17 protein-coding genes and 1 pseudogene are annotated in these 21,066 nt (G+C 63.4%); 5 read left to right on the top strand and 13 right to left on the bottom strand.

The genetic code is table 11. The features are described 5' to 3' along the window. Positions 1-174: 174 nt before the first annotated feature. Together EGK63_RS05320 and EGK63_RS05315 are read right to left on the bottom strand one after the other, a co-directional pair. Positions 175-651 carry a protein activator of alkane oxidation PraB gene (locus EGK63_RS05320; RefSeq protein ID WP_125900266.1) on the bottom strand — a complete coding sequence of 159 codons (477 nt, stop codon included), beginning with the start codon at positions 649-651 and terminating at the stop codon, positions 175-177. Between the two features lie 173 nt (positions 652-824). Next, positions 825-3,794, bottom strand: coding sequence for a TonB-dependent receptor (locus EGK63_RS05315; protein ID WP_125900265.1), 2,970 nt, complete (start codon positions 3,792-3,794; stop codon positions 825-827). Positions 3,795-4,104: 310 nt separating this feature from the next. Between EGK63_RS05315 and EGK63_RS05310 the strand changes: the two genes are divergently transcribed. Next, positions 4,105-5,781: an FAD-binding dehydrogenase gene (locus tag EGK63_RS05310; protein WP_125900264.1), complete on the top strand. Its 1,677-nt coding sequence runs from the start codon at positions 4,105-4,107 to the stop codon at positions 5,779-5,781. A 30-nt stretch (positions 5,782-5,811) separates the two neighbouring features. Then, positions 5,812-6,690 (top strand): annotated as a pseudogene (locus tag EGK63_RS05305) (bile acid:sodium symporter family protein); the annotation flags it as partial. Here EGK63_RS05305 and EGK63_RS05300 read toward each other — a convergent pair. The 6 genes from EGK63_RS05300 to EGK63_RS05275 all read right to left on the bottom strand — a co-directional run bounded on the left by EGK63_RS05300 (position 6,687) and on the right by EGK63_RS05275 (position 15,138). Next, positions 6,687-8,417, bottom strand: a complete 1,731-nt coding sequence (locus tag EGK63_RS05300; protein WP_125900262.1) for an AMP-binding protein — start codon at positions 8,415-8,417, stop codon at positions 6,687-6,689. The pseudogene EGK63_RS05305 and the gene EGK63_RS05300 overlap by 4 nt on opposite strands. After that, positions 8,414-9,700, bottom strand: coding sequence for an acetyl-CoA C-acetyltransferase (locus EGK63_RS05295; protein WP_125900261.1), 1,287 nt, complete (start codon positions 9,698-9,700; stop codon positions 8,414-8,416). The genes EGK63_RS05300 and EGK63_RS05295 overlap by 4 nt, the downstream gene beginning before the upstream one ends. Beyond that, a complete protein-coding gene (locus EGK63_RS05290) occupies positions 9,700-10,566 on the bottom strand; it encodes a MaoC/PaaZ C-terminal domain-containing protein (RefSeq protein WP_207896338.1) in 867 nt (288 codons plus the stop codon). Before EGK63_RS05290 ends, EGK63_RS05295 begins: the two co-directional genes overlap by 1 nt. Before the next feature lie 20 nt (positions 10,567-10,586). Then, on the bottom strand, positions 10,587-11,897 hold the full coding sequence (locus EGK63_RS05285) for a 3-oxoacyl-ACP reductase (RefSeq protein WP_125900260.1): 1,311 nt from the start codon (positions 11,895-11,897) through the stop codon (positions 10,587-10,589). Next, complete coding sequence (locus EGK63_RS05280) at positions 11,897-14,251, bottom strand: acyl-CoA dehydrogenase (protein ID WP_125900259.1); 2,355 nt, start codon at positions 14,249-14,251, stop codon at positions 11,897-11,899. The genes EGK63_RS05285 and EGK63_RS05280 overlap by 1 nt, the downstream gene beginning before the upstream one ends. 101 nt (positions 14,252-14,352) lie before the next feature. Further along, on the bottom strand, positions 14,353-15,138 hold the full coding sequence (locus tag EGK63_RS05275) for a Coq4 family protein (protein WP_125900258.1): 786 nt from the start codon (positions 15,136-15,138) through the stop codon (positions 14,353-14,355). Between the two features lie 62 nt (positions 15,139-15,200). Here EGK63_RS05275 and EGK63_RS05270 point away from each other — a divergent pair, with 62 nt between their 5' ends. Next, positions 15,201-15,821 carry a TetR/AcrR family transcriptional regulator gene (locus EGK63_RS05270; RefSeq protein ID WP_125900257.1) on the top strand — a complete coding sequence of 207 codons (621 nt, stop codon included), beginning with the start codon at positions 15,201-15,203 and terminating at the stop codon, positions 15,819-15,821. A 100-nt stretch (positions 15,822-15,921) separates the two neighbouring features. Here the strand turns inward: EGK63_RS05270 and EGK63_RS05265 are convergent, their stop codons facing one another. Then, positions 15,922-16,716: a hypothetical protein gene (locus EGK63_RS05265; RefSeq protein ID WP_125900256.1), complete on the bottom strand. Its 795-nt coding sequence runs from the start codon at positions 16,714-16,716 to the stop codon at positions 15,922-15,924. Positions 16,717-16,827: 111 nt separating this feature from the next. On the opposite strand from EGK63_RS05265, the gene EGK63_RS05260 reads away from it, so the two are divergent. Both EGK63_RS05260 and EGK63_RS05255 read left to right on the top strand, forming a co-directional pair. Then, positions 16,828-17,433: a TIGR00730 family Rossman fold protein gene (locus tag EGK63_RS05260; RefSeq protein WP_125900255.1), complete on the top strand. Its 606-nt coding sequence runs from the start codon at positions 16,828-16,830 to the stop codon at positions 17,431-17,433. A 115-nt stretch (positions 17,434-17,548) separates the two neighbouring features. Then, complete coding sequence (locus EGK63_RS05255; protein ID WP_125900254.1) at positions 17,549-17,842, top strand: hypothetical protein; 294 nt, start codon at positions 17,549-17,551, stop codon at positions 17,840-17,842. A 76-nt stretch (positions 17,843-17,918) separates the two neighbouring features. On the opposite strand, the gene gltX is transcribed toward EGK63_RS05255, so the two are convergent. The 4 genes from gltX to EGK63_RS05235 all read right to left on the bottom strand — a co-directional run bounded on the left by gltX (position 17,919) and on the right by EGK63_RS05235 (position 21,001). Next, complete coding sequence (gene gltX / locus EGK63_RS05250; RefSeq protein ID WP_125900253.1) at positions 17,919-19,253, bottom strand: glutamate--tRNA ligase; 1,335 nt, start codon at positions 19,251-19,253, stop codon at positions 17,919-17,921. A gap of 192 nt (positions 19,254-19,445) precedes the next feature. Beyond that, complete coding sequence (locus tag EGK63_RS05245) at positions 19,446-19,820, bottom strand: DUF4377 domain-containing protein (protein ID WP_165906540.1); 375 nt, start codon at positions 19,818-19,820, stop codon at positions 19,446-19,448. 130 nt (positions 19,821-19,950) lie between these two features. Then, the gene (gene dksA, locus EGK63_RS05240; RefSeq protein ID WP_125900251.1) at positions 19,951-20,385 is read right to left on the bottom strand and encodes an RNA polymerase-binding protein DksA; all 435 of its coding nucleotides are present in this window, start codon (positions 20,383-20,385) and stop codon (positions 19,951-19,953) included. A 187-nt stretch (positions 20,386-20,572) separates the two neighbouring features. Next, the gene (locus tag EGK63_RS05235) at positions 20,573-21,001 is read right to left on the bottom strand and encodes a flagellar assembly protein FliX (protein WP_125900250.1); all 429 of its coding nucleotides are present in this window, start codon (positions 20,999-21,001) and stop codon (positions 20,573-20,575) included. Positions 21,002-21,066: the final 65 nt, after the last annotated feature.

Below are 21,066 nucleotides of genomic sequence, written 5' to 3'. Positions count from 1 at the left end.
CGCGACGTCTCGCCTGACAGCTAAGTCAAATTAAGCCACGGGCCTAGCCCTTACAGACGACGCCGTTTGCTGAACTGTCAGTGCGCAAATCAAAGAAACGCCGGGAGCTCTTGCGAACTCCCGGCGTCGGAAACGATGCAGTCATGGAAAAGACGACCGCACCATCAGGCATGATCAGGAAATGGTCAGGCCCGGCGTGCTCGTCAGCGTGCCGGTAATGATGCACTGGTTCGGCGAGCCAGGAATGGTGGAGCCATTGAAAGTCACGCTGCTGGTTGCATTGTTCCAGTTCGTCGTGATGACGCCATTGCAGCTGCCCAGGATCGAGCTGGCGCCGATATTGGTGATGGTGATCGAACCACCTCCGGTGGGTGTAATCGTCCAGGGGAAGCCCGACGGCGAGACCAGCAGGCCGCACTGCCAGTCGCCTGGGCTGAAGCTGCCGCCGGTGATGGTGGCCGAGCTGCCGTCAGCAGCCACAGTCCCGTTCAGCGATACGTCACAGTGGACAGTCGTCGACTGCTGAAGGTTCAGGGTGCCCGACAAGACAAACGACGTACCGGCTGGGCTGATCGATTGCGCCATGGCTGGAGCCGCAAAGCCCGCGATGGCGAGAACGGCGGCCGAAGCAATAGAAGCAGCTTTAAACATATCATCTCCTCCCAAATATTCCACCAGATAATGGCGGCGCAAACAAAAGACAATTGAATACAATGTAAGTCAAATTCTAAATATGATTAATATTAAATTATTCACTCCAAATTTGATAAGTCATCACAAAAAACGCCGCCACCTTATTTCAGGTGGCGGCGCAGGATTTGAACTCAGAATCTCCTACTTACGCTTACTGCTATCAATCTAGGATCAAGCGTGAAAACGTTTGTCGTCAAACCAGTATCATCACTGTTCGTGAAGGCGTCCGTGATTGGCGTATCATCAAACAGATTCTTGACGTACGCTTGGAAAACTATGCCACTCGACATATTTTCAAGCGTAACGTTGATATTCATATTATTCCATGCCTTCAGGCGATCATATTCCGTATTATAGACACGAGCATAACTACTTCCCTGATAGTAGTAATCGCCGCGCAGCGTCAGATCCCAATCCCCAAGGAAGAATGTGTACTGGGCGCCGATATTGGCGGTGATGTTCGGCGCATTGGGCAGTTCATTGCCGCTGAGATCCGCCTCAAAACCACGCCCCCCGTTCGGCGCATCCTTGAATGGATCGTAGGTGATGCCGAACAGACGCCAGAAGGGAACGCTGGAGGTGTAGTTGGGATCAAACGTCCCCGTGCGAAGCGAACCGCCGCACAGCGCCTGAAGCGCGAGCGTCTTGGTATTCTCATGAAACGCCGTGCCTAGGATTTTTTCGACGTGCTTGGTCGGCGCGATACAGTTCGACGGCACCTGCAGCCAAGGCCGCAGCACCATCCAGTCGGGATTGCCCTGGGTTCGGTTCATGACGTCGATGGAGCCTTCGCCATCGCCGATCTTGGTGTCCAGATAGCCGATGTTCGCATCCAAGCGCAGGTTAGGGGTCGGCTGGAACACCGTTTCCAACTCCAACCCCATCATGCGCGCATCGAAGTTCTCGTTCAGCGAGATACGATCGACGATCTGCGATACCTGATAGTCGGTATAGTCGTAATAGAAGGCGGTCAGATTCAACCGCACCCTTCCATCGTAGAAGGAGTTCTTCGTTCCGATCTCAAAAGCGTTGACGTATTCCGGCTCAAACAACTCGGCCAGCGGCTGATACTGGATGACCGACGGATTGATGTCGACGCGAGGCGGGTTAGCGCCGCCGCCCTTATAGCCCCGAGCGTAGGAGGCGTAGATCAGGGTGTCGTCCGTAAAGGGCGTCACCGGCTTCCAGTCCAGCACCAGTCGCCCGGTCAGGGCGCCCCATTGTTGCTTGACGTCCGGCAGCGCCGGATAACCACGACTGACATAACCGCCCGATGACGGTCCCGGGTTGCCGCGATCCGCACCCAGAAGGAGCTGGCTCGGATAGGGCGTGCTGATCTTACGATCATCGGTGTAACGCAACCCCGCCGTCAGCCGCAGGTCAGACGTCAGATCCCAATACCCCTCGCCGAAGACCGCCCAGGAACGTGTATGAACAACATTCTTGCTGCGGAAATAGTTATGCCCGTCGCCTGCCAACTGACTGATAGGCGTCGGATCGACATAGACACACTCCTTATTCGTCTGAGGCGTACAAAGAAGCGGCTGCCTGCCCATCGAGTAATGATTATCGACATTAACGTTATAGTAATATTCCGCCAAGAACGTAAAAACGTTATTGAATACATAATAATCGTCTTGAGACATGAAATCTAAATAGTTAGCTCCTAGGTTGAAATTAAACCTTCCATCAAAATCTGACTGCAATCGAATTTCCTGTGACCATTGGCGATTGTCAGATTTGCTTAGGTCCGTGGATATCATTCGGTTGGAAGTGCCCAACTGAGGATCTGTGTAATACCCGCCAGGAAGCTGCGACGGGCCTACAATTGGTTGGCCAAACGGATCTCTCTGACCATCAGTGCTGTTAAAAATCGGGTTAGAGACAAATCGATTGTAATCCTGCGCGGAATAGTAGGCGTCTTCGGCATAGGCCGTTTGAGAAATCAGCTTCAGCCGGTCGGTTAGGTCGAACTCCATATTGAATTGAGCGACGTCGTTCTTCACCCGGAAGATCGGATCATAGCTGGTCGCGATCTCGCGCAGATTTCGTGACTGGGTCAGACCCGCATAGGGATCGGTGCCCAAGGGCACACCCACGATAGTTTTGCCCGAGGCATCCCGACCAAAGGACAGGGAAGCTAGAAAAATATGGGCGAACGCGCCGCCGTTCGGCGCGCCATAGGCCGCGTCATCATAGAGCGAGCCGGGCAAACACCCCTGGCTCAGCCGGTTACGGATCAGGTCGGAAGTAATATTGACCGCACCCACGCGCGTCGGCCCCGGATCCCGCGTACACAACTGCTTGCCTGTGCGGGAACGCTGATCGTCTTCCTCGAAATGCTCCCAGATCAAGCTGGTGCGGAAGCGGTCCGTCGGTTCCCACAAGGCCGAAAAGCGCGTCGACCACATGTCGCGGTCGTTCACCTGGGTATCGTTGAAGCTGTTGTAGTCGAACCCGTCGCGCTTGGTCGCCGACCCGGCCAGACGAACGGCGAAGGTGTCGGTGATCGGCACATTGACCATGGCCGACATGCGCCGGGTGTCATAGTTGCCCGCCTCGCCCTTGACGAAACCCTCGAAGTCAAAGCCCGGCAGGTTTGGGATCATGTTGACCACGCCGCCGGTGGCGTTTCGGCCATATAGCGTACCCTGCGGACCGCGCAGCACCTCGACGCGGTTCACATCCAGATACTCCTGCTCGAACAGACGGTTTCGGATCAGGGGCGTGTTGTTGAAACTGACCGCCACGGCCGGGTCGCTACTGGCCGAAATCGCCTTAGTCCCGACCCCGCGGATCGAGAAGTTGTACATGGAGAAGTTGGCCTTGGAGAAACTGACGTTCGGGATCGCCCGCATCAATTCCGACCCGCCCTCGATCTTCATGGCGTCAAGATTTTCGGCCGAGAGAGCCGTTACGGCGATCGGCACGTCCTGAATCGATTGCTCGCGCTTCTGGGCTGTAACGATGATGTCGCCCACCGTAGTCGCCTCTTGAGACGGCGCGGCGTCCTGAGCCAATGCAGGCCCCGCAGCGACGACAAGAGTGAAAACGGACGCGGTGACAGCCAGACGCGCGCGATTACAGGCCGCTAAAGCCATGAAACGTACCTCCCCAGACATCGGACGCCCTTCCCCAGACGCACCGACATGTTTCCCCCGCCCTGTGATGTATCATCCTGAGACTGGGCGGAACGTCACAGGATTGAAGCCCAACGATCCATCTATTCACCGCCCTGTCAATACACTACTTACACCAATGTGCGATGACGTAGGGTAAGTTTTCGCACTCGCGAAACTTGTATTTCGCGCTGCAATGCGCACTCAGGGCCCGCATTCTCTACGCCAAATCCATTGTACTTACATTATTGTTAGTTTATGAGATGCGCTTTGACTATTCTTGGGTGAACCAATGGATGCAGACGTCATCGTCGTTGGCGGCGGCTTGGCGGGTCTGGTTGCGGCCCATGAACTGACTCGAACGGGACGCAGGGTCGCTCTGGTCGATCAGGAGAACGCGGCGAACCTAGGCGGTCAGGCTTTCTGGTCCTTCGGCGGACTGTTTCTGGTCAATTCGCCGGAACAGCGCCGGTTGGGCGTGCGCGACTGCCTGGATCTGGCCTGGCGCGACTGGCGAGGCAGTGCTGGATGGGATCGCCTGGACGGCCCTCAGGCTGAGGATGAATGGGCGATGCGCTGGGGCCGTGCCTATGTGGAGTTCGCAGCAGGCGAAAAGCGCGACTGGCTGAGGCGGCACGATATCAAACTGACACCCATGGTTGGTTGGGCCGAGCGCGGCGCAGGCAAGGCGTTCGGCCACGGCAATTCCGTCCCGCGCTTCCATGTCGCCTGGGGCACGGGAACCGGCGTATCCGAACCCTTCGCTCATCGGGCAAGAGAAGCGGCCAAGGCGGGTCGTCTGACCTTCCACCATCGTCATCGCGTCGACCAGTTGCGAGTCGAATGCGGTCGCGTGACTGGCGTATCCGGCGCGATTCTGGCGAGCGACGATTCGCCGCGTGGGGCGCCGTCCAGCCGCGATGTCGTTGGAAACTTCACCCTGAAGGCCGACGCCGTGATTCTCGCGACCGGAGGCATCGGCGGCAATCATGAGATGGTGCGACGCCATTGGCCTGAGCGCCTAGGCGCGCCGCCAGATCACATGATCACCGGCGTACCCGACTATGTGGACGGGCGCATGCTGGACATCGCCGGCGCAGCCGGCGCCCGGCTCGTGAACCGGGATCGTATGTGGCACTACGTTGAAGGCGTACGGAACTGGGCGCCGATCTGGCCCGACCATGCGATCCGCATCCTGCCGGGACCATCACCGTTGTGGTTCGACGCCCTGGGGCGGCGCCTGCCCTTCCCAGCCCTGCCTGGCTATGACACCATGGCCACGCTGAAGTATCTGCGCACCACGCCCGATCTGATCCAGCACGACCACTCCTGGTTCATCGTCACCGAAGCCATGCTGGCCAAGGAATTCGCCCTGTCCGGCTCGGAGCAGAACCAGGACATCACCAACCGTAATCTTCTGGGCGTGCTGCGTTCGCGTCTCGGCAAGGGCGCGCCGCGAGAAGTCGCCGCTTTCCGCGACAAGGGCGCCGATTTCGTGGTCGCCGACGACCTGGAGACCCTGGTCGGCCGAATGAACGATCTGACGGAGCAGCCGCTGCTGGACCCGGCCCTGATCCGCGCCCAGATCGAGGACCGCGACGCCCAGATGGCCAATCCCTACGCCAAGGATGCGCAAGTTCAGGGCATTCACAACAGTCGGCGCTATCGCGGCGACCGCTGGGCGCGCACATCAGCGCCGCACAGGGTGCTGGACCCGTCGGCCGGGCCGCTAATCGGGGTCAAGCTGCATATCCTGACCCGCAAGTCGCTGGGCGGGTTGCAGACCGATCTATCCAGCCGCGTGCTGACGCCAGATGGAACGCCGCTGGAGGGACTCTACGCCGCAGGTGAAGCGGCGGGCTTCGGCGGCGGCGGATTACATGGTTACAATGCGTTGGAGGGCACCTTCCTGGGCGGATGTATTTTCTCGGGACGGGCGGCGGGGCGCGCATTGGCGGGCGCTGATTAAGAGGGACAACCGCGCCGATACCCGGCGCTAGGGGAGAATCGACGCATGGATTCCGCACTGGCCACCATCGGCCTGCCCGTGGCGCTGGGCATCATCATGTTCGGCCTGGGATTAGGGCTGACACCCGCCGACTTCGCACGCGTGGCCAAACGGCCCAAGGCGGCAGGGGTGGCCCTGGCCTGCCAGTTGCTGTTGCTGCCGGCCCTCTGTTTCGGCCTGGTGCTGCTGTTCCGCCTGCCGCCGGTGCTGGCGGTCGGGATGATGTTGCTGGCGGCCTCTCCAGGCGGGACGACGGCCAACCTCTACAGCCACCTGTTCCGCGGCGACGTGGCCCTGAACATCAGCCTGACGGCGATCAATTCGGTTATCGCCGTCGTCACCCTGCCCGTCGTGGTCAATCTGGCGATCGCCTACTTCCAGCCCGGCGACCTGCACGTCGGCCTGCAGTTCAAGAAAACGGTCGAGGTCTTCATGATCGTGCTGGCGCCGGTCGCGCTGGGGATGCTGGTACGCGGATGGCGGCCGTCGTTCGCCGCCATGATGGACAAGCCTGTGCGTCTGGCCTCCATCCTGATCCTGGTGCTGGTCATCCTCGGCGCGACGGCGTCCAGCTTCGAGGTGCTGATGAGCCAGATCGGCAATCTGGCCGGCGTCACCGTGGCCTTCTGCCTGTTGAGTCTGGCCGTCGGATACGGCGTACCGCGCCTGCTGAAGATCGAGCGCCCGCAGGCCGTCGCGAGCGCATTCGAGGTCGGGCTGCACAATGCCACCCTGGCCATCGTCATCGCCCAATCCGTGCTGAACAGCCCCGAGATGACCCTGCCCGGCGCCGTCTACGGCGTGCTGATGTTCCCGCTGGCGGCGGCCTTCGGCTTCCTGATCACACGCGGGAAGACCGAAGCCGCCTAATCCCGCAGTTCACGGCGCAGCACCTTGCCCACATTGGTCTTGGGCAGGGGCTCGTCGCGGAAGACGATGATGCGGGGAACCTTATAGGCGGTCAACCGCTCGCGGCAGTGGGCGATGATCATCGCCTCTGTCAGCTCGGGAGAGCGCGGCACGATGATCACCTTGATCCGCTCGCCTTGAATCGGGTCGGGCACGCCCACGGCCGCCACCTCGTCCACCAGAGGGTGAGCCGCCACCACGTCCTCGATTTCATTTGGATAGACGTTGAAGCCGGACACCAGGATCATGTCCTTGATACGGTCGACCAGCCGCACCCGGCCGTCCGCCTGCATCACCCCGACATCGCCTGTCGCCAGCCAGCCTTCGGGCGACAGAACCTTGGTCGTCTCCTCTGGCCGGTTCCAGTAGCCGCGCATGACCTGGGGGCCGCGCACGCACAGCTCACCCGGCTCGTCGACCCCGCACCAGCTTCCGTCGTCCCGCCGCATCCGCACCTCGGTCGAAGGCACAGGCAGGCCGACCGTGCCGTCGAAGCCCATCGTCTCGGGCCGCTCGATATCCACATAGCCGATGCAGACCACCGGCGAGGTTTCGGTCAGGCCGTAACCTTCAATCAGCGGGGCCCCGGTCACGGACTGCCAGGCCTCGGCGACCGACGCCTGGGTCGCCATGCCCCCGGCCACGGTCAGGCGCAGATCGGAGAAATCGCGATCGCGGAAGGCGTCATTCTTCAGCAGGCCGGCGAACAGGGTGTTCAGGCCGGTGAAGGCCGCGAACCGCTCTTTTCTCAGCACCCATTCCACCCGCTTCGCGTCGCGCGGATTGGCGATCAGGATGTTGCGCCCGCCCACGCCCACGAACATCAGCAGGTTCGCCGTCAGGGAGAAGATATGATAGAGCGGCAGCATGGTGACGTTGCCGACCACCTGATCCTGCGGGATCTGGGCCATGATCCAGGCGCGCCCCTGCAGGACATTGGCGATGATGTTCCGATGGGTCAGCATGGCGCCCTTGGCCACCCCGGACGTGCCCCCCGTATATTGAAGGAAAGCGAGGTCTTCCGGCTTCGTCTCGACCGTTTTCAGCGTCAGGCGCCGCGCCCGACGCATCACGGCGGGCCAGCGCTCCGCCTGAGCAATCCGCGACTTGGGAACCAGCTTTTCGACATGGCGCAACAGGGCGGTGATCGCCGTCCCCTTCACCCGCCCCATCATGTCGCCCATGGCCGTGACGATGACATGGCGGACGTCTGTCCCCTCCAGCGCCTGTTCCAGAGTGGCGGCGAACATTTCCATCGCGACGATGGCGACCGCGCCGCTGTCCTTGAGCTGATGCCGCAGCTCACGCGGGGTGTAGAGCGGGTTGACATTGACCACCACCGCCCCGGCGAACAGCACGCCGAACAGCGCCACCGGATACTGCAGGCAATTCGGCATCATCAGCGCCACCCGGTCGCCCGGCTGCACGCCCTTGTCCTGCAACCCGGCCGCAAAAGCCCGCGCTTCCGACAACGCCCGGCCGTAGGTCACGCCCGACCCCATGCTGACGAAGCCGACCCGGTCCGCATATTTCCGAGCGTCCGCCGCGAACAGATCACCGACCGAAGACCATTGCGCCAGTTCGGCGTCGATTGTCGCCGGCACGTCGGGTCGATAGGCGCGCGTCCAGAACCGCTCGGCCCACAGGCGATCGGCGTCAGTCTGCGCCGCATCCAGCGTCGCGCTCATTTCTCGATCACGGCGACGACGCCCTGCCCCCCGGCGGCGCAGATGGAGATCAGGCCGCGCCCCTCGCCTGCCCGGTTCAGCATATGCGCCAGATTGCCCAGGATGCGTCCGCCCGTCGCCGCGAACGGATGCCCCGCCGCCAGGGACGAGCCGTGGATGTTCAGCCGCTCCCGATCGATGGCGCCGGGCGCCCGATCGAGCTCCAGCCGAGTGCGTGCATAGTCGTCGCTTTCCCAGGCTTTCAGCGTGCACAGCACCTGGGCGGCGAAGGCCTCATGGATCTCATAGAAGTCGAAGTCCTGAAGCGTCAGCCCCAGCTTGGCCAGCATCCGGGGCACGGCGTAGGCGGGCGCCATCAGCAGGCCTTCGTCGCCCTTTACGAAGTCCACAGCCGCCGTCTCACCCGCTCTCATCCAGGCAAGGACTGGCAGGCCCCGCGCCCGCGCCCAGTCTTCGCTGGCCAGCAATACCGTCGCGGCGCCGTCCGTCAGCGGCGTGGAGTTGGCCGCCGTCAGCGTGCCGTTCTCACGGTCGAAGACCGGCTTCATCGCTGCGACCCTGGCCGGATCGATGTCGGGTCGCAGGTTGTTGTCACGCTTAAGGCCGTTGAACGGCGTGATCATCTCGTCGAACAGCCCCGTCTCATAGGCCGCCGCCATATTGCGGTGGCTGCGGATCGCCAGAGCGTCCTGCGCCTCACGCGGGATGGCCCAGTGTTTGGCCATCAGCTCGCAATGCTCGCCCATAGACAAACCCGTGCGCGGCTCGGCGTTGCGCGGCGGTTCGGGCTGAAAGGGCGCGGTCAAGCCTGCGCGTGACAAGGCCTTCAACCGTCCCAACGCGGTCTTCTCGCGATTGGCGGCCAGCAACGCCTGCCGAAAGCCTTCATTCAGAGCGATGGGCGCATCCGATGTCGTGTCCACTCCGCCCGCGATCCCGACCTCGATCTGGCCCAAGGCGATCTTGTTGGCGACCAGTATGGCGGCTTCCAGACCTGTGCCGCAGGCCTGCTGGACGTCATAGGCGGGCGTGTCGTGACCCAAGGTCGTACCCAGCACGCTTTCACGCGTCAGAGCGATATCACGCGAGAGCTTCAGCACCGCGCCCGCCGCCACCTCGCCCAGCCGCAGCCCATGCAGATCAAAGCGATCGACTAGCCCCTGCAACGCCGCCGTCAGCATGTCCTGGTTCGACGCCTCGGCGTAAGCCGTGTTCGATCGGGCGAAGGGAATGCGATTGGCGCCGACGATGGCGACACGGCGCGGCGCAGACAGGGTCAGCATCAGACGGTAATCTCCGATGACGCGAGAACGTTCAGCCGCCCTCGCAGATGAACGCGCTCGCCTGTCGGATCACGCACCTCGAAATCGCGGCGATCAGGCGTGACAAAAAACACCGCCTCACCAGGAAGCAGCAAGGGCGAGCGGAAAGAAACTTCGATCTCCGCCGCATCAAGGCCCCTCGGCGGGGTCAAGACGGCCAGCGCCCGCGCCTTGGTCCACATGCCGTGAGCGATGGCGCGCGGAAAGCCGAACAGCCGCGCGCCCAGCGCCGAGGTGTGGATGGGGTTGGCGTCGCCCGATACACCGGCGTAGCGGCGTCCTAGATCAGCTGGGACTCGCCAGGCCTGGTCGCACGCCATCTCAGACGCCGCTCGCATCGCCGGGGCCGCCAAGCCTCGTCCCTGGCCGCCGCGTTTCAGATAAACGCTCTGCCCCTCCCACACGACCACACCATCTCGATGCGCGGCGGTCAGGATGCTGAACGCTTGGCCCCGTTCGTGCGTCATCAAGCAACCGAAACTTGTATCGAGGCTTAAGGTTTCGCCTGGCGTCAGACGCGCGCGCTGGCGGATACGATTATGCAGATGCACCAGGCCCGCCAGCGGGAACGGAAAATCCGGCCGCATCATCAAGCGCAAATGCATTGGAAAGGCCAGGATATGCGGCCAGGTCAACGGTACGCCCTGCCCTTCCTGAAAGCCGCACAACCGACCGTAGTCGGCGATCGCATCGGCATCCAGCCGTATGTCGTTCGCCCTCAGCCAAGCACCCGGCAAGTCACGCGTCTTCGTTTCGCCACGCAGCAGCCCGCGCGCCGCTCCGCCCGCCATCTGCAGTACGGTGATCGGCGACGCCGCTCCCCTCATCTTTCCATCCGCCGCATTCGTCAGGCCCCCAGCAAGCTCTGACCGCAGACACGAACCACGGCCCCATTCACCCCGCCGTTGTCCGGTTCAGCCAGCCACAGTGCAGTCTCAGCCACGTCGACCGGCTGGCCGCCCTGTCCCAGGCTATTCATTCGCCGTCCCGCCTCGCGAATGGCGAAGGGGATGGAGGCCGTCATGCGGGTCTCGATGAAACCCGGCGCGACGGCGTTGATGGTGATCCCGGCGCCCGCCTCGACCGCCAGACGCCGCACCGCGCCGATCCAGCCCGCCTTAGACAAGGCGTAGTTGGCTTGGCCCTTGTTCCCCGCAATACCGCTGAGCGAGGACACCGCCACGATCCGCCCGTTTGGCCGGACCAGCCCAGCCCCCAGCAACGCCCGCGTCAAAGCCAGGGGCGCGCCAAGATTGACCGCCATGACGCCGTCCCACTCGGCCTCGGACATCCGCGCCAGGGTGCGGTCGCGCGTGATTCCGGCGTTGTGGATCACGGCGTCATATCCGCCCGCGGTCCGCGCGGAATGGATCAATCGCTCCACCGCATCGACCGCAGTGATGTCGAGGCTCAGCGCCTCAGCGCCGATCTGGATGACCAGCGCACGTAGGTCAGTCTCTGCTTCCGGCGCATCGAGCGCCGTCACGGCATAGCCTTCGGTCGTAAACAACCGCACCATGGCCTCGCCGATCCCACGTGACGCGCCGGTGATCAGAACGCGTCTTCGCTCGGCGAACATCTGGACAGGGGCCGCCGCCCCGATCGCCACCACCTGTCCAGAGACATAGGCCGAACGCGGCGACAGGAAGAAGCCCAGGCTGGACGACGCCGCCTCTTCCGCACCCGGCGCGATCCGCAGCAACTGCGCGGTCACGCCATCACGCGCTTCCTTGGCCAACGATCGGACGAAGCCTTCCAGCCCGCGTTGCACAGCCTCGCCTTCGGCATCGACCATGCTTTCAGGGGGGCGGCCGATCACCACCATGCGTCCGCAAGGCCCAAGTCGGCGCACCGTTTCATGGAAAAAACGATAGAGATCCGCCGCGCCTGCCATATCAGCGATGTCTGAAGCGTCGAAGATCAGTCCGCCGTAGCGCTCATCTTCTCTAGCTGCCGCGTGAAGCTCGACGCCCCACCGCTCGGCCAGTCGGTGCGATAGCGACGACAGACGCATGCTCCCGCCCAGCAGCAACGGCCCCACGGGTGTCGCGCCGCCCTCTACTCGACGACGCAGCGGCAAAGGACGCGGCAGGCCCAGCGCTCCCGTCAGCCATCCGCCTATCCCGCTGTTGGCGAAGTCCAGGTAGCGGTCCGACATCAGGCGGCCTTGCGCCCCTTGCCAGCCAATGCCGCCTCGCGCCGCGCCAAACCTTCAGCCAGGCCGAAGTCCTGTGGGAAATCATCGACCTGAATCGCCTGGGTCGCGACCTCGGCGTAGCGCGCGATCAGAGCCTTTTCCTCGGCGTCGATCAGGCCTTGCGCCTGGGCCTCGCTCGCCCAGGCGTCCAGTTGGGTCAGATCCTGCGGCGCACGCGACAAGCGCCCGCCCTTGATCGCCGGTTTCAGCCGCGCCTCCACAGCCTCCACTTGCGGGTACAGGTCGAAGGCGACCAGAACGGCGGCGATGGGATCGACCTCCAGACTGGCGCTCCACGATCCGGCCACCAGACGATCCCTCGCGGGGCCGTGGCGCTGTATCAATCCCGCAACCTCGGCCGCACAGGCGTCGCCGGGCGTCGGCGCCTTCAGACCGAACGGCGTCCCCGCCAATTTCAGGAACAGGGCCGCGCCTCGGCTCGGGTGATTGGTCAGCAGTTCCCGCCACGCGGTCGCCGCACGGTTCAGCGCATCCTGTGCCGCCCAATGCACAAAGGGCAGATCTTCCGCCGGACGCCCTTCGTCCTCAAACCGCTTCAACGTGGACGACAGGATGAAGAGCTGGGATAGGATATCGCCCAGCCGTCCGGTCAGCGCGCCCTTGCGCTTCAGCGCGCCACCGACCGTAGCCATCGAGATATCCGACGCCAGCGCCAGCAGAGTCGAAAGCCGCACTGCCTGCTTATAGTAGCGCCTAAGCTCCGGCGCTGCGTCGCCCGGCGCCGAGATCAGTGCTCCGCCCGTGAGGCTGAACCCGACCGCGCGCGCCATAGTGCCAAGTACAAAGCCCACATAACCGAAGAGGTTTCGGTCGAAGGCCTTCAGATCCTGCGCCTCGGCTGTCCGCATCAACGGCAGGACGTAAGGATGACAGCGAATCGCGCCCTGGCCGTAGATGATCAGGGTGCGAGTCATGATATTCGCGCCCTCGACCGTAATAGCGATCGGGATCTGCTGATAAGCGCGAGCCAGGAAGTTGCTCGGCCCCATGCAGACGCCCTTGCCGCCGATCACGTCCATACCGTCATTGACGATGATCCGGGCGCGTTCAGTCACGTGGTATTTGGCGATGGCCGAGACGACCGAGGGCTTCTCGCCCTGGTCCAGCGCAGTCGCGGCCAGCCGCCGCACGGCATCCGTAGCGTAGAGGTGTCCAGCCATCCGGGCCAGGGCCTCCTGCACGCCCTCGAAGGCGCCGATCGGCTGGTTGAACTGGCGTCGAATGGCGACATAGGCGCCGACCATGCCGACGGCCAGCTTGGACATTCCTACGTTCGAGGACGGCAGGGAGATGGCGCGACCCGCCGCTAGACACTCCATCAGCATCCGCCATCCGTTGCCGACCTGTTTGCGCCCGCCGATGACCATCTCCATCGGCACGAAGACATCGTCACCCTCGATCGGCCCATTCTGGAAGACGGCGTTCAACGGCCAGTGACGACGCCCGATCCGCACCCCCGGATGCTCGCGCGGGATCAGCACGCAGGTAATCCCCGGCTCCTCGCCTTCGCCCAGCAGCCCGTCCGGATCGACCGCGCGGAAGGCTAGACCGATCACCGTCGCGATGGGGGCCAGGGTGATGTAACGTTTTCGCCAGGTGATGCGGAAACCCAGGGTCTCGCGTCCCTCCCACATAGCCTTGCAGACCACGCCCGTGTCGGTGATCGAGGCGGCGTCGGAGCCTGCAAACGGGTTGGTCAGGGCGAAGCACGGAATCTCGTCACCGCGCGCCAGGCGCGGCAGATAATAACTCTTCTGTTCTTCCGTGCCGTAGTGAAGCAGCAGTTCAGCCGGCCCCAGGGAATTGGGCACCATCACGGACACCGCCGCCGCCGAGCAACGCGTCGATAGCTTCTGGATCACCTGGCTGTGCGCATAAGCCGAGAAGCCCAGACCGCCGTAAGCCTCGGGAATGATCATGCCCAGGAAGCCCTTCTCCCGTGCATAGGTCCAGGCGTCGGGCGGCAAATCCTGCCACACCGACGTACTGTCCCAATCGCTGGACAGATCGCACAGTCTTTCGGTCTCGACGTCGAGGAAAGCCTGCTCGTCGTCAGTCAGTCGCGGCGCAGGCGTCGCCAGCAGCCGCTTCCAATCCGGCCGGCCGGAGAACAACTCCGCGTCCCACCAGACGTTGCCGGACTCGATCGCCGCCTGCTCGGTTGCGCTCATGCGCGGCATGATGCGACGAAAGGCCCCCATCGCCGGGCGCGACAACAAGCTTCTGCGTACAGGTGCGAAGACCAGGGTCATAAAGACCGCCACGACAGTGGCGACCGTGATCCCTATCAACATGATGTCATCCCTCCCTGCGAACCACGTCGCGCAGGCGCTCTTCAGTTCACTACTTTCGAGGAAACGCGGCCGCCCCGACCACGCTCCCCGAACGCAGTCTTTCAGCCCTTGCCGCCCAGGTAGGCGTTGCAGACGTCGCGCGGCACGCGCTCATAGATGTAAGGCGTAGAGATGCGCAGGCGGCGACGCGCCTGGTCCAGCGGTTCAGCCAGCAAGGCCTCGTAATCCTGCCCCGGCAGCCAAGCTGCACGACGTCCGTCGCGCCACGCCCTGAACACCGCGCGGGCGCAAGGATAGCCGGTGCGAGCGCGCGCGAACTGCACGGCGATCGCCGCCGCAATCAGGCCAAATCCTGAACTGCGAGTCTGCGGCAGTGAAAAAGCCACCACGCAGGCTTCACCCAAGGCGTCAGTCCGATAGCCGGTCAGAACGTGCCAGATATCGTGCACGTCACGCAGACGACGCGCGTACCAGGCGCGCGGATGGGCGGCTTCGATCTCACTGTCCGCCACTTTGCGGCTTTCATCCGCCAGTCCATAGGCGGACAGGTCTTGAGCCACGACGAAATCCAGATACGCAGCGCCGACGCTGCCCGCTGGGAGCGCCTTCAGCCAGTCCCGGTCCTGAAGACGGTCTGCCAATTCCTGCCGCCGATAGGCCTGAAGCCCGCCCTCTGACGTGCTCATCAACTTGGCGTAACCCCAGTCAACAGATCGCCCCGCCAAGGCGTTCATGATTTCGAACACCTGTTCGGTATCATCCTTGTCCGCCACCAGTCGCCGTATGGCGCGGGCGGCGCGGATGGGCTGAACTCGACGGGTTAGCGTACGAGAGGGTTCGCGAACGCCGAATATGCCAGCATTATCATCAAGCGCTGTCGCGACCATGGCTTGCAGTCTCCTTGGACGACTCGTAAGACACGTTATCTACATGGATGTCATTTACACAAATGTCAATTAAAATCGCCGACAAACCTCGTCGCAGACGGCGCTCTCCCGAAGAAGCGCGACGCGAAGCCCTGGCCTCAGCCCGTGATCTTTTGTTGTCAGGGGGACCAAACGCCGTGACCTTGGCGGCTGTTGCGGGAGAGATCGGCGTCACCCATGCGAACCTGATCCACCACTTCGGTTCAGCTGCAGGCCTTCAATCAGCGCTCATGGGCTCGATGGTGGCGGACCTCAGCGACGCACTGGACGCCGCCGTCGCTCGCTTGCGAACCGACGAAGGCGCGCCGCTTGAACTCATCAACGCCGTTTTCGACGCCTTCTCGACTGGCGGCGCTGGACGACTGGCCGCGTGGATCGCCCTGTCCGGCGACCTGTCGCACTTGGAGCCCGTGCGTGAAGCGGTTCAGAATCTGGTCATGGCCATCAAGGAAAAGATCGGCCTCAGCGGCGAACAGGCGGACGAGACCATTGGTTCGGCCGTGCTCTTCATCGCATTGAGCGCGTTCGGCGAGGCGCTGATCGGCGATCCGCTGCGCGAGATGCTGGGCCAATCCGATGGAGCCAGCCGTCAGGTCGTGGCCAGCCTCCTGCCGGCCTTCTTGACCATGCACCCGCGCACATGACCGAAAAAGAGAGCCCGACGCCAGGCGCCGGGCTTGAAGTCATTCGGTGATGGTGGGTGTCCTCACAAAAAGAAGACGCTCCGTAGATCACCCAGCTTGGTTAATGCGGCGTTAACGACGTTTCTGTCAGCGGAGCCGCCTTGGTCGTGTCCGGAAACCAGCTCGTCTGTCGCGCTGCGCCCGAGAGCACGCGCGTGACCCGCCAGCCCTGCGCTGCACGTTCGGCGCGCCCTGTCGCCGGTCCCGGCCCTGGGTAAATGTAACGATCATCACCCACTTCGATATGCGCTTCGCGGTCGCTGACACGTGACAGCGGTGCAACCCAGAAACCAGCCTCATCCGCCACGGCGACGACCGTTTCGCCTTCGCTACGCACTTCGATTCTTCGCCCAGGGTCAGACCGTCCCGAAAGCAGCAGTCCGCGCCCGTCGCCGTCGACCGCGTCCAGGCTGGGGCCTTCCGTCAATCGACGGCTCGCTCCGCCATCAATCAGCAAGGCCCCGACCACGGCGCCCTCCCCCGCCAGCAGAAGCCGTTCAGCCCCCGGGACAGGCGTCTGGCCGATCTGGATTTCCGGCGTCAGAACATAACCAACCGCCTCCGCCCCCACAGGCAGTTCAAAGCGTCCTCTCGCATCCGCGCCCGCAGCCATGGCGGCGCCAACAGCGCTGCTCAGGACCACCCGTGAACCGGGCGGCGCCTGACCGCTGATCAGAAAGCCAGACCTCTGTGTCGTTACCCTGTCGATATGCGGAGCAGCGGCCCAGCTTTCCTGCTCGGTTTCGGTCGGTTCTTCTTGCACCGACGAAGGCGCGCCGCAGCCGGCGGCGACAAGACCGAGACACGCGGCCAGCCCCAGGCCCAAACCCTGCAGTCCCGTCGCTTTCGCCTTCATCCCGCCCTCCTTCGCTCGTTCCATCCTGCCGCGCGTCACTATAGGTTGTGGCGTCATACAGGCCAGCCGGTTAGTGCTGGCGCTCTAATCGTGAAGGTCGTCAAACACTCCATGTCCTTGCCCTCCGTCAACATCGCCCCCTTCGAAGGCCAATCCGTCTGCCTGTTCTGCGGCTCGTCTGACGGAACCGACCCGCGCTACATCCAGGCTGCCGCGGAATTCGGCAAGGCGACGGCCGAGGCGGGCTGGCGCTTCGTCTATGGCGGCGGCGGCGTGGGCCTTATGGGCGCCTCGGCTCGCGCAGCGCATGAAGCCGGCGGTCGCGTCGTCGGCATCATGCCCGCCTTCCTGCGCAGCCGCGAGCGCCTGTTCGACGATGTGGAGACGATCGTCGTCACCTCCATGCACGAACGCAAACAACTGATGTACGACGAATCCGACGTCTTCGTCGTCGCCCCGGGCGGCGTCGGCACCCTGGAGGAAGTGGTCGAACTGCTGTCGTGGAAACGGTTGGACCTGCACGCCAAGCCGGTCATCTTCTTGAATCTGGATGGTTTCTGGGACGGCTTCTTCACCCTGATCGAGCATACGGTGGCCAAGGGCATGACCCCGCCCAGCTTCCTGGAGGCCTATGTCAGCGTCGATTCCGTCGAAGGCGCGATCGAAGCCATGAAATCAGCTCAGGACACGCCCCACTTGAAACATGATCGTCGGTAAGTAAACGTAGGTCAGTAACCGCCGATCCCTCGACAGAAAGCCGCATTGACAGTTTTCTAAAAGAACGGACTATAGCGGTGCTGGGCGTGCGCCCTACCCTTATCGGAGACTGTTCATGCGTGCTCTTCTCGCCGCCGCCGTCCTGTTCGCGGCCGCCCCTGCCCTCGCCCAGGCCCCGGCCACCAGCGCCACCCTGGCTGACGCCGCCAAGGCCCCGACCGGCCGCGTGATCGTCGACGGCGCCACCTGGCGCTGCGAAGGCGACGCCTGCACCGCCACCGGCGGCTCCAACCAGCCCGCGACGCGCGCCTGCCGTCGCGTGGTCGCCAAGATCGGCCCGGTGACCAGCTTCTCCTACAAGGGCCAGGCCCTGAGCGCAGAAGAAATCGCCGCCTGCAACGCGGGCTGATCCCGACTTCAGTCCTGAATGAAAAAGGCCGCCTTCATGACGAGGGCGGCCTTTCTTCTATCCCTTGGGCGGACCGTCAGGCGGTTTCGCCCTTCAGGCGCTGGATCATACGTTCGCGCCCGATCAGCGGGATCATGGCCGCCATGTCCGGTCCGTGCGCCTGACCCGTCAGGATCAGACGGAGCGGCATGAACAGACCCTTGCCCTTGGCGCCGGTCTTGTCCTTCACCGCCGAGGTCCAGGCCGACCAGGCGTCGGCGTCGATGGTTTCGGGCAGCAGTTCCAGAGCCGCGGCGGCGAAGGCGGCGTCCTCGATCACCGGCGTCACCGGCCCCGTAACGATCTTCGCCATCTCAACGACGTCGCCGAACTTGCTGAGGTTGCCCTTCACCGTGTTCCAGAAGGTCTCGCCCAGATCGACGCCCAGGGTTTCCAGGCGCGGCTGGGCGGCGGCGTAGTCGATCCCGTGCACCGCCTGGGCGTTCAGGCGATCCAGATCGGCCGTGTCATAGCGGGCGGGCGAACGGCCCATCTTGGAGAAGGCGAAGGCCTCGCCCAGATCCTGCAGCGAAGCGGCGACCTCCAGATTGTCCGAGGTGCCGATCTTGCCCAGGTGGCTGGTGATGGCGATCGGCTCATAGCCGTCGGCGCGCATGTCCATGATGGCCAGCGAACCCAGTCGCTTGGACAGAGCCGTGCCATCGGCGCCGACCAGCAGCGGCATATGGGCGAAGCCGGGAACCTTGGCCCCCAGCGCCTCGAAGATCTCGATCTGGGCGCCGGTGTTGGTGACGTGGTCCTCGCCCCGGATGATGTGGGTGATCTCCATGTCGATGTCGTCGACGACCGACGGCAGCGTATAGAGGAACAGGCCGTCCTCGCGGATCAGCACCGGGTCTGACATGGAGGCGGTGTCCACCTCGGCGTGGCCGCGCGCCAAGTCTTCCCAGGCGACACGCTTGCCTTCCAGCTTGAAGCGCCAGTGCGGGCGGCGGCCTTCGGCCTCCAGCGCGGCCTTCTCGGCGTCGGTCAGCGACAGGGCGGCGCGGTCATAGATGGGCGGCAGACCGCGCGACAGCTGCACCTTGCGGCGGCGGTCCAGCTCGTCGGCGGTTTCATAGCAGGGGTAGAGGCGGCCATCGGCCTTCAGCTTGGCGGCAGCCTCTTCATAGCGGTCGAACCGCTTGGACTGGTTGTAGCGTTCGTCCCAGGTCAGGCCGAGCCACTTCAGGTCGATCTCGATGTTGTCTTCCGACTCCTGGGTCGAACGGACGAGGTCGGTGTCGTCGATGCGCAGCACGAAGGCGCCGCCCTGCCCCTTGGCGAACAGCCAGTTCACCAGAGCCGTGCGGACATTGCCGACGTGCAGCTTACCCGTGGGAGACGGAGCGAAACGAACCTTGACGGACATGAGGATCCTGCGAGCCTGAAAGCGAAGGCGGCCGGGCGGCCCGCCACAGATCATGATGATCCGGGCAGAGCGTCCAGTCTCTGAAAACGTCGAAAAGGCGTCGCACCTGTGCAGGCGCGACGCCGTTCCGATAAGCGTCTAGGTCGATCACGTCCCCCTCGAAGTCAAGAGAAACGCGACCGGAACCCCTGATCAGTTCTGCGCCGGCTTCTGGTCCAGAATCTCGATCAGCGACCAGCGAATCGAGGACGCGCCCGCCGGGGGATTGGCGACCGGCGTGCCGCGAACACGCAGGCGGTATTCCACGCCCGGCTTGTGCTCGAAGCCTTCGTAGCCGAAATAGTGCAGTTCCCAGGGTCCGCTCTCGGTCTCACGCACCTGCAGGCAGGTCATCCGCGCCACGCCCGCCATGCATGAGCGCATTTCAGAGGCCACGTAGACAACCTTCTCCACAACGCCGCCCTTGCTCGCGGGAACCAGCGGCGCGGGATCGACAGCTGGCGTCTGAGCGCAGGCCCCCAGCGCCAACAAGGCGACAGCCGAAAGAGAGGCGGACGTACGGGTCATGAAACATCCTTGCATAGATTAAGAACAACGACGGCAGATCAGCGCCGTCGTCGCGCTTATCGCAGGGCAAAATGGCTCAAGCTTGGAGCAAACCCGAACTTTTCGTCATTTGACGAAAGTTTGCATCGCTTCAGTCGTCTCGGTGAACCCGCTCACGACGTTCATGCCGCTCCTGAGCCTCTACCGACAAGGTCGCCGTCGGGCGAGCCTCCAGGCGGCCCAGACCGATCGGCTCGCCGGTATCCTCGCAGTAGCCGTAGGTGCCGTCCTCGATCCGGCGCAGCGCGTCGTCGATCTTGGAGATCAGCTTGCGTTGCCGGTCGCGAGTCCGAAGCTCCAGCGCGCGATCGGATTCCGACGAGGCCCGGTCCACCAAGTCTGGGTGGTTCTCGGTCTCGGCTTTCAGATTGGTGACGGTGCCCTTCGACTCGCGAAGAATGTCGTCTTTCCAGGACAAGAGCTTGGTCTTGAAATAGGCGACCTGCCGTTCGTTCATGAACGGTTCGTCGTCGGTCGGCCGATAAACAGCCGTATCCCCGGACACTACAGAGGCCAATGCGGTCATCGCACTCACACTCATTCCCTAATCGCGCCCCCCTGCGGCGCATGGGCCGTATAGGCAAGCGCAAGAGTCGCGGCAATGGCGTTCGCGAGTCCGTGATATGGCTAAGCTGCGCTTCCGCAGGGGCAGTGTGGCGAATTATCCTCACAAAGCCCCGGAAATCCGGGGTTCAGCCGAAGTTTCAACGCCTTCAAGCGCGCGACCGGCTTATTTCCGCTTTTGCCAATTCCACCGAAGCGCGCAGGTCGATCTGGTCCAGCACAGCTTTCAGGCCCGGCTCAGCGTCCTCATCGCGTTTTTCGCGCAGGTCACGGGCCAGACGCCCCAGAGCCGCCGCCCCGTCCTGACCGCCCAGCAGCGCCAGCTTCAGCTCGTCCAGTCGATCCAGCAGACCCGAACCCCGGCGAATGGCGCGACGGCGGCGCTCCATCGGGTCTTCCACGCCCTGCAACGCCATCAAAGCCGCAGCGCTCGCGACGCCTGACGCGGATGAGGTCGCGCCGGCCTGCGCCGCAGAGGCCGCGCCCCCGGTCGTCGGCAAGGCGAAACCGCCCGCAGCACGTGCAGCGGGTCGCGTGGTCGGCGTCGAAGCGGCGCCCAAGGGTCCGGTGACCTTCATGCAAGACGTCTCCTTCTACGCCTCGCACCATGCCCTCAGGGGCTGAAGTCTTGGTTAACGGCCCG

The organism is Brevundimonas sp. 357 (genome assembly GCF_003938605.1).
Classification (GTDB): Bacteria; Pseudomonadota; Alphaproteobacteria; order Caulobacterales; family Caulobacteraceae; genus Brevundimonas.
This window is presented reverse-complemented; position numbering and strand designations above follow the sequence as displayed.

Coding starts and splice junctions, on each gene's coding strand:
- EGK63_RS05320 (WP_125900266.1), bottom strand. CDS start 651: ATGTTTAAAGCTGCTTCTATTGCTTCGGCCGCCGTTCTCGCCATCGCG.
- EGK63_RS05315 (WP_125900265.1), bottom strand. CDS start 3,794: ATGGCTTTAGCGGCCTGTAATCGCGCGCGTCTGGCTGTCACCGCGTCC.
- EGK63_RS05310 (WP_125900264.1), top strand. CDS start 4,105: ATGGATGCAGACGTCATCGTCGTTGGCGGCGGCTTGGCGGGTCTGGTT.
- EGK63_RS05300 (WP_125900262.1), bottom strand. CDS start 8,417: ATGAGCGCGACGCTGGATGCGGCGCAGACTGACGCCGATCGCCTGTGG.
- EGK63_RS05295 (WP_125900261.1), bottom strand. CDS start 9,700: ATGCTGACCCTGTCTGCGCCGCGCCGTGTCGCCATCGTCGGCGCCAAT.
- EGK63_RS05290 (WP_207896338.1), bottom strand. CDS start 10,566: ATGAGGGGAGCGGCGTCGCCGATCACCGTACTGCAGATGGCGGGCGGA.
- EGK63_RS05285 (WP_125900260.1), bottom strand. CDS start 11,897: ATGTCGGACCGCTACCTGGACTTCGCCAACAGCGGGATAGGCGGATGG.
- EGK63_RS05280 (WP_125900259.1), bottom strand. CDS start 14,251: ATGTTGATAGGGATCACGGTCGCCACTGTCGTGGCGGTCTTTATGACC.
- EGK63_RS05275 (WP_125900258.1), bottom strand. CDS start 15,138: ATGGTCGCGACAGCGCTTGATGATAATGCTGGCATATTCGGCGTTCGC.
- EGK63_RS05270 (WP_125900257.1), top strand. CDS start 15,201: ATGTCAATTAAAATCGCCGACAAACCTCGTCGCAGACGGCGCTCTCCC.
- EGK63_RS05265 (WP_125900256.1), bottom strand. CDS start 16,716: ATGAAGGCGAAAGCGACGGGACTGCAGGGTTTGGGCCTGGGGCTGGCC.
- EGK63_RS05260 (WP_125900255.1), top strand. CDS start 16,828: ATGTCCTTGCCCTCCGTCAACATCGCCCCCTTCGAAGGCCAATCCGTC.
- EGK63_RS05255 (WP_125900254.1), top strand. CDS start 17,549: ATGCGTGCTCTTCTCGCCGCCGCCGTCCTGTTCGCGGCCGCCCCTGCC.
- gltX (WP_125900253.1), bottom strand. CDS start 19,253: ATGTCCGTCAAGGTTCGTTTCGCTCCGTCTCCCACGGGTAAGCTGCAC.
- EGK63_RS05245 (WP_165906540.1), bottom strand. CDS start 19,820: ATGACCCGTACGTCCGCCTCTCTTTCGGCTGTCGCCTTGTTGGCGCTG.
- dksA (WP_125900251.1), bottom strand. CDS start 20,385: ATGACCGCATTGGCCTCTGTAGTGTCCGGGGATACGGCTGTTTATCGG.
- EGK63_RS05235 (WP_125900250.1), bottom strand. CDS start 21,001: ATGAAGGTCACCGGACCCTTGGGCGCCGCTTCGACGCCGACCACGCGA.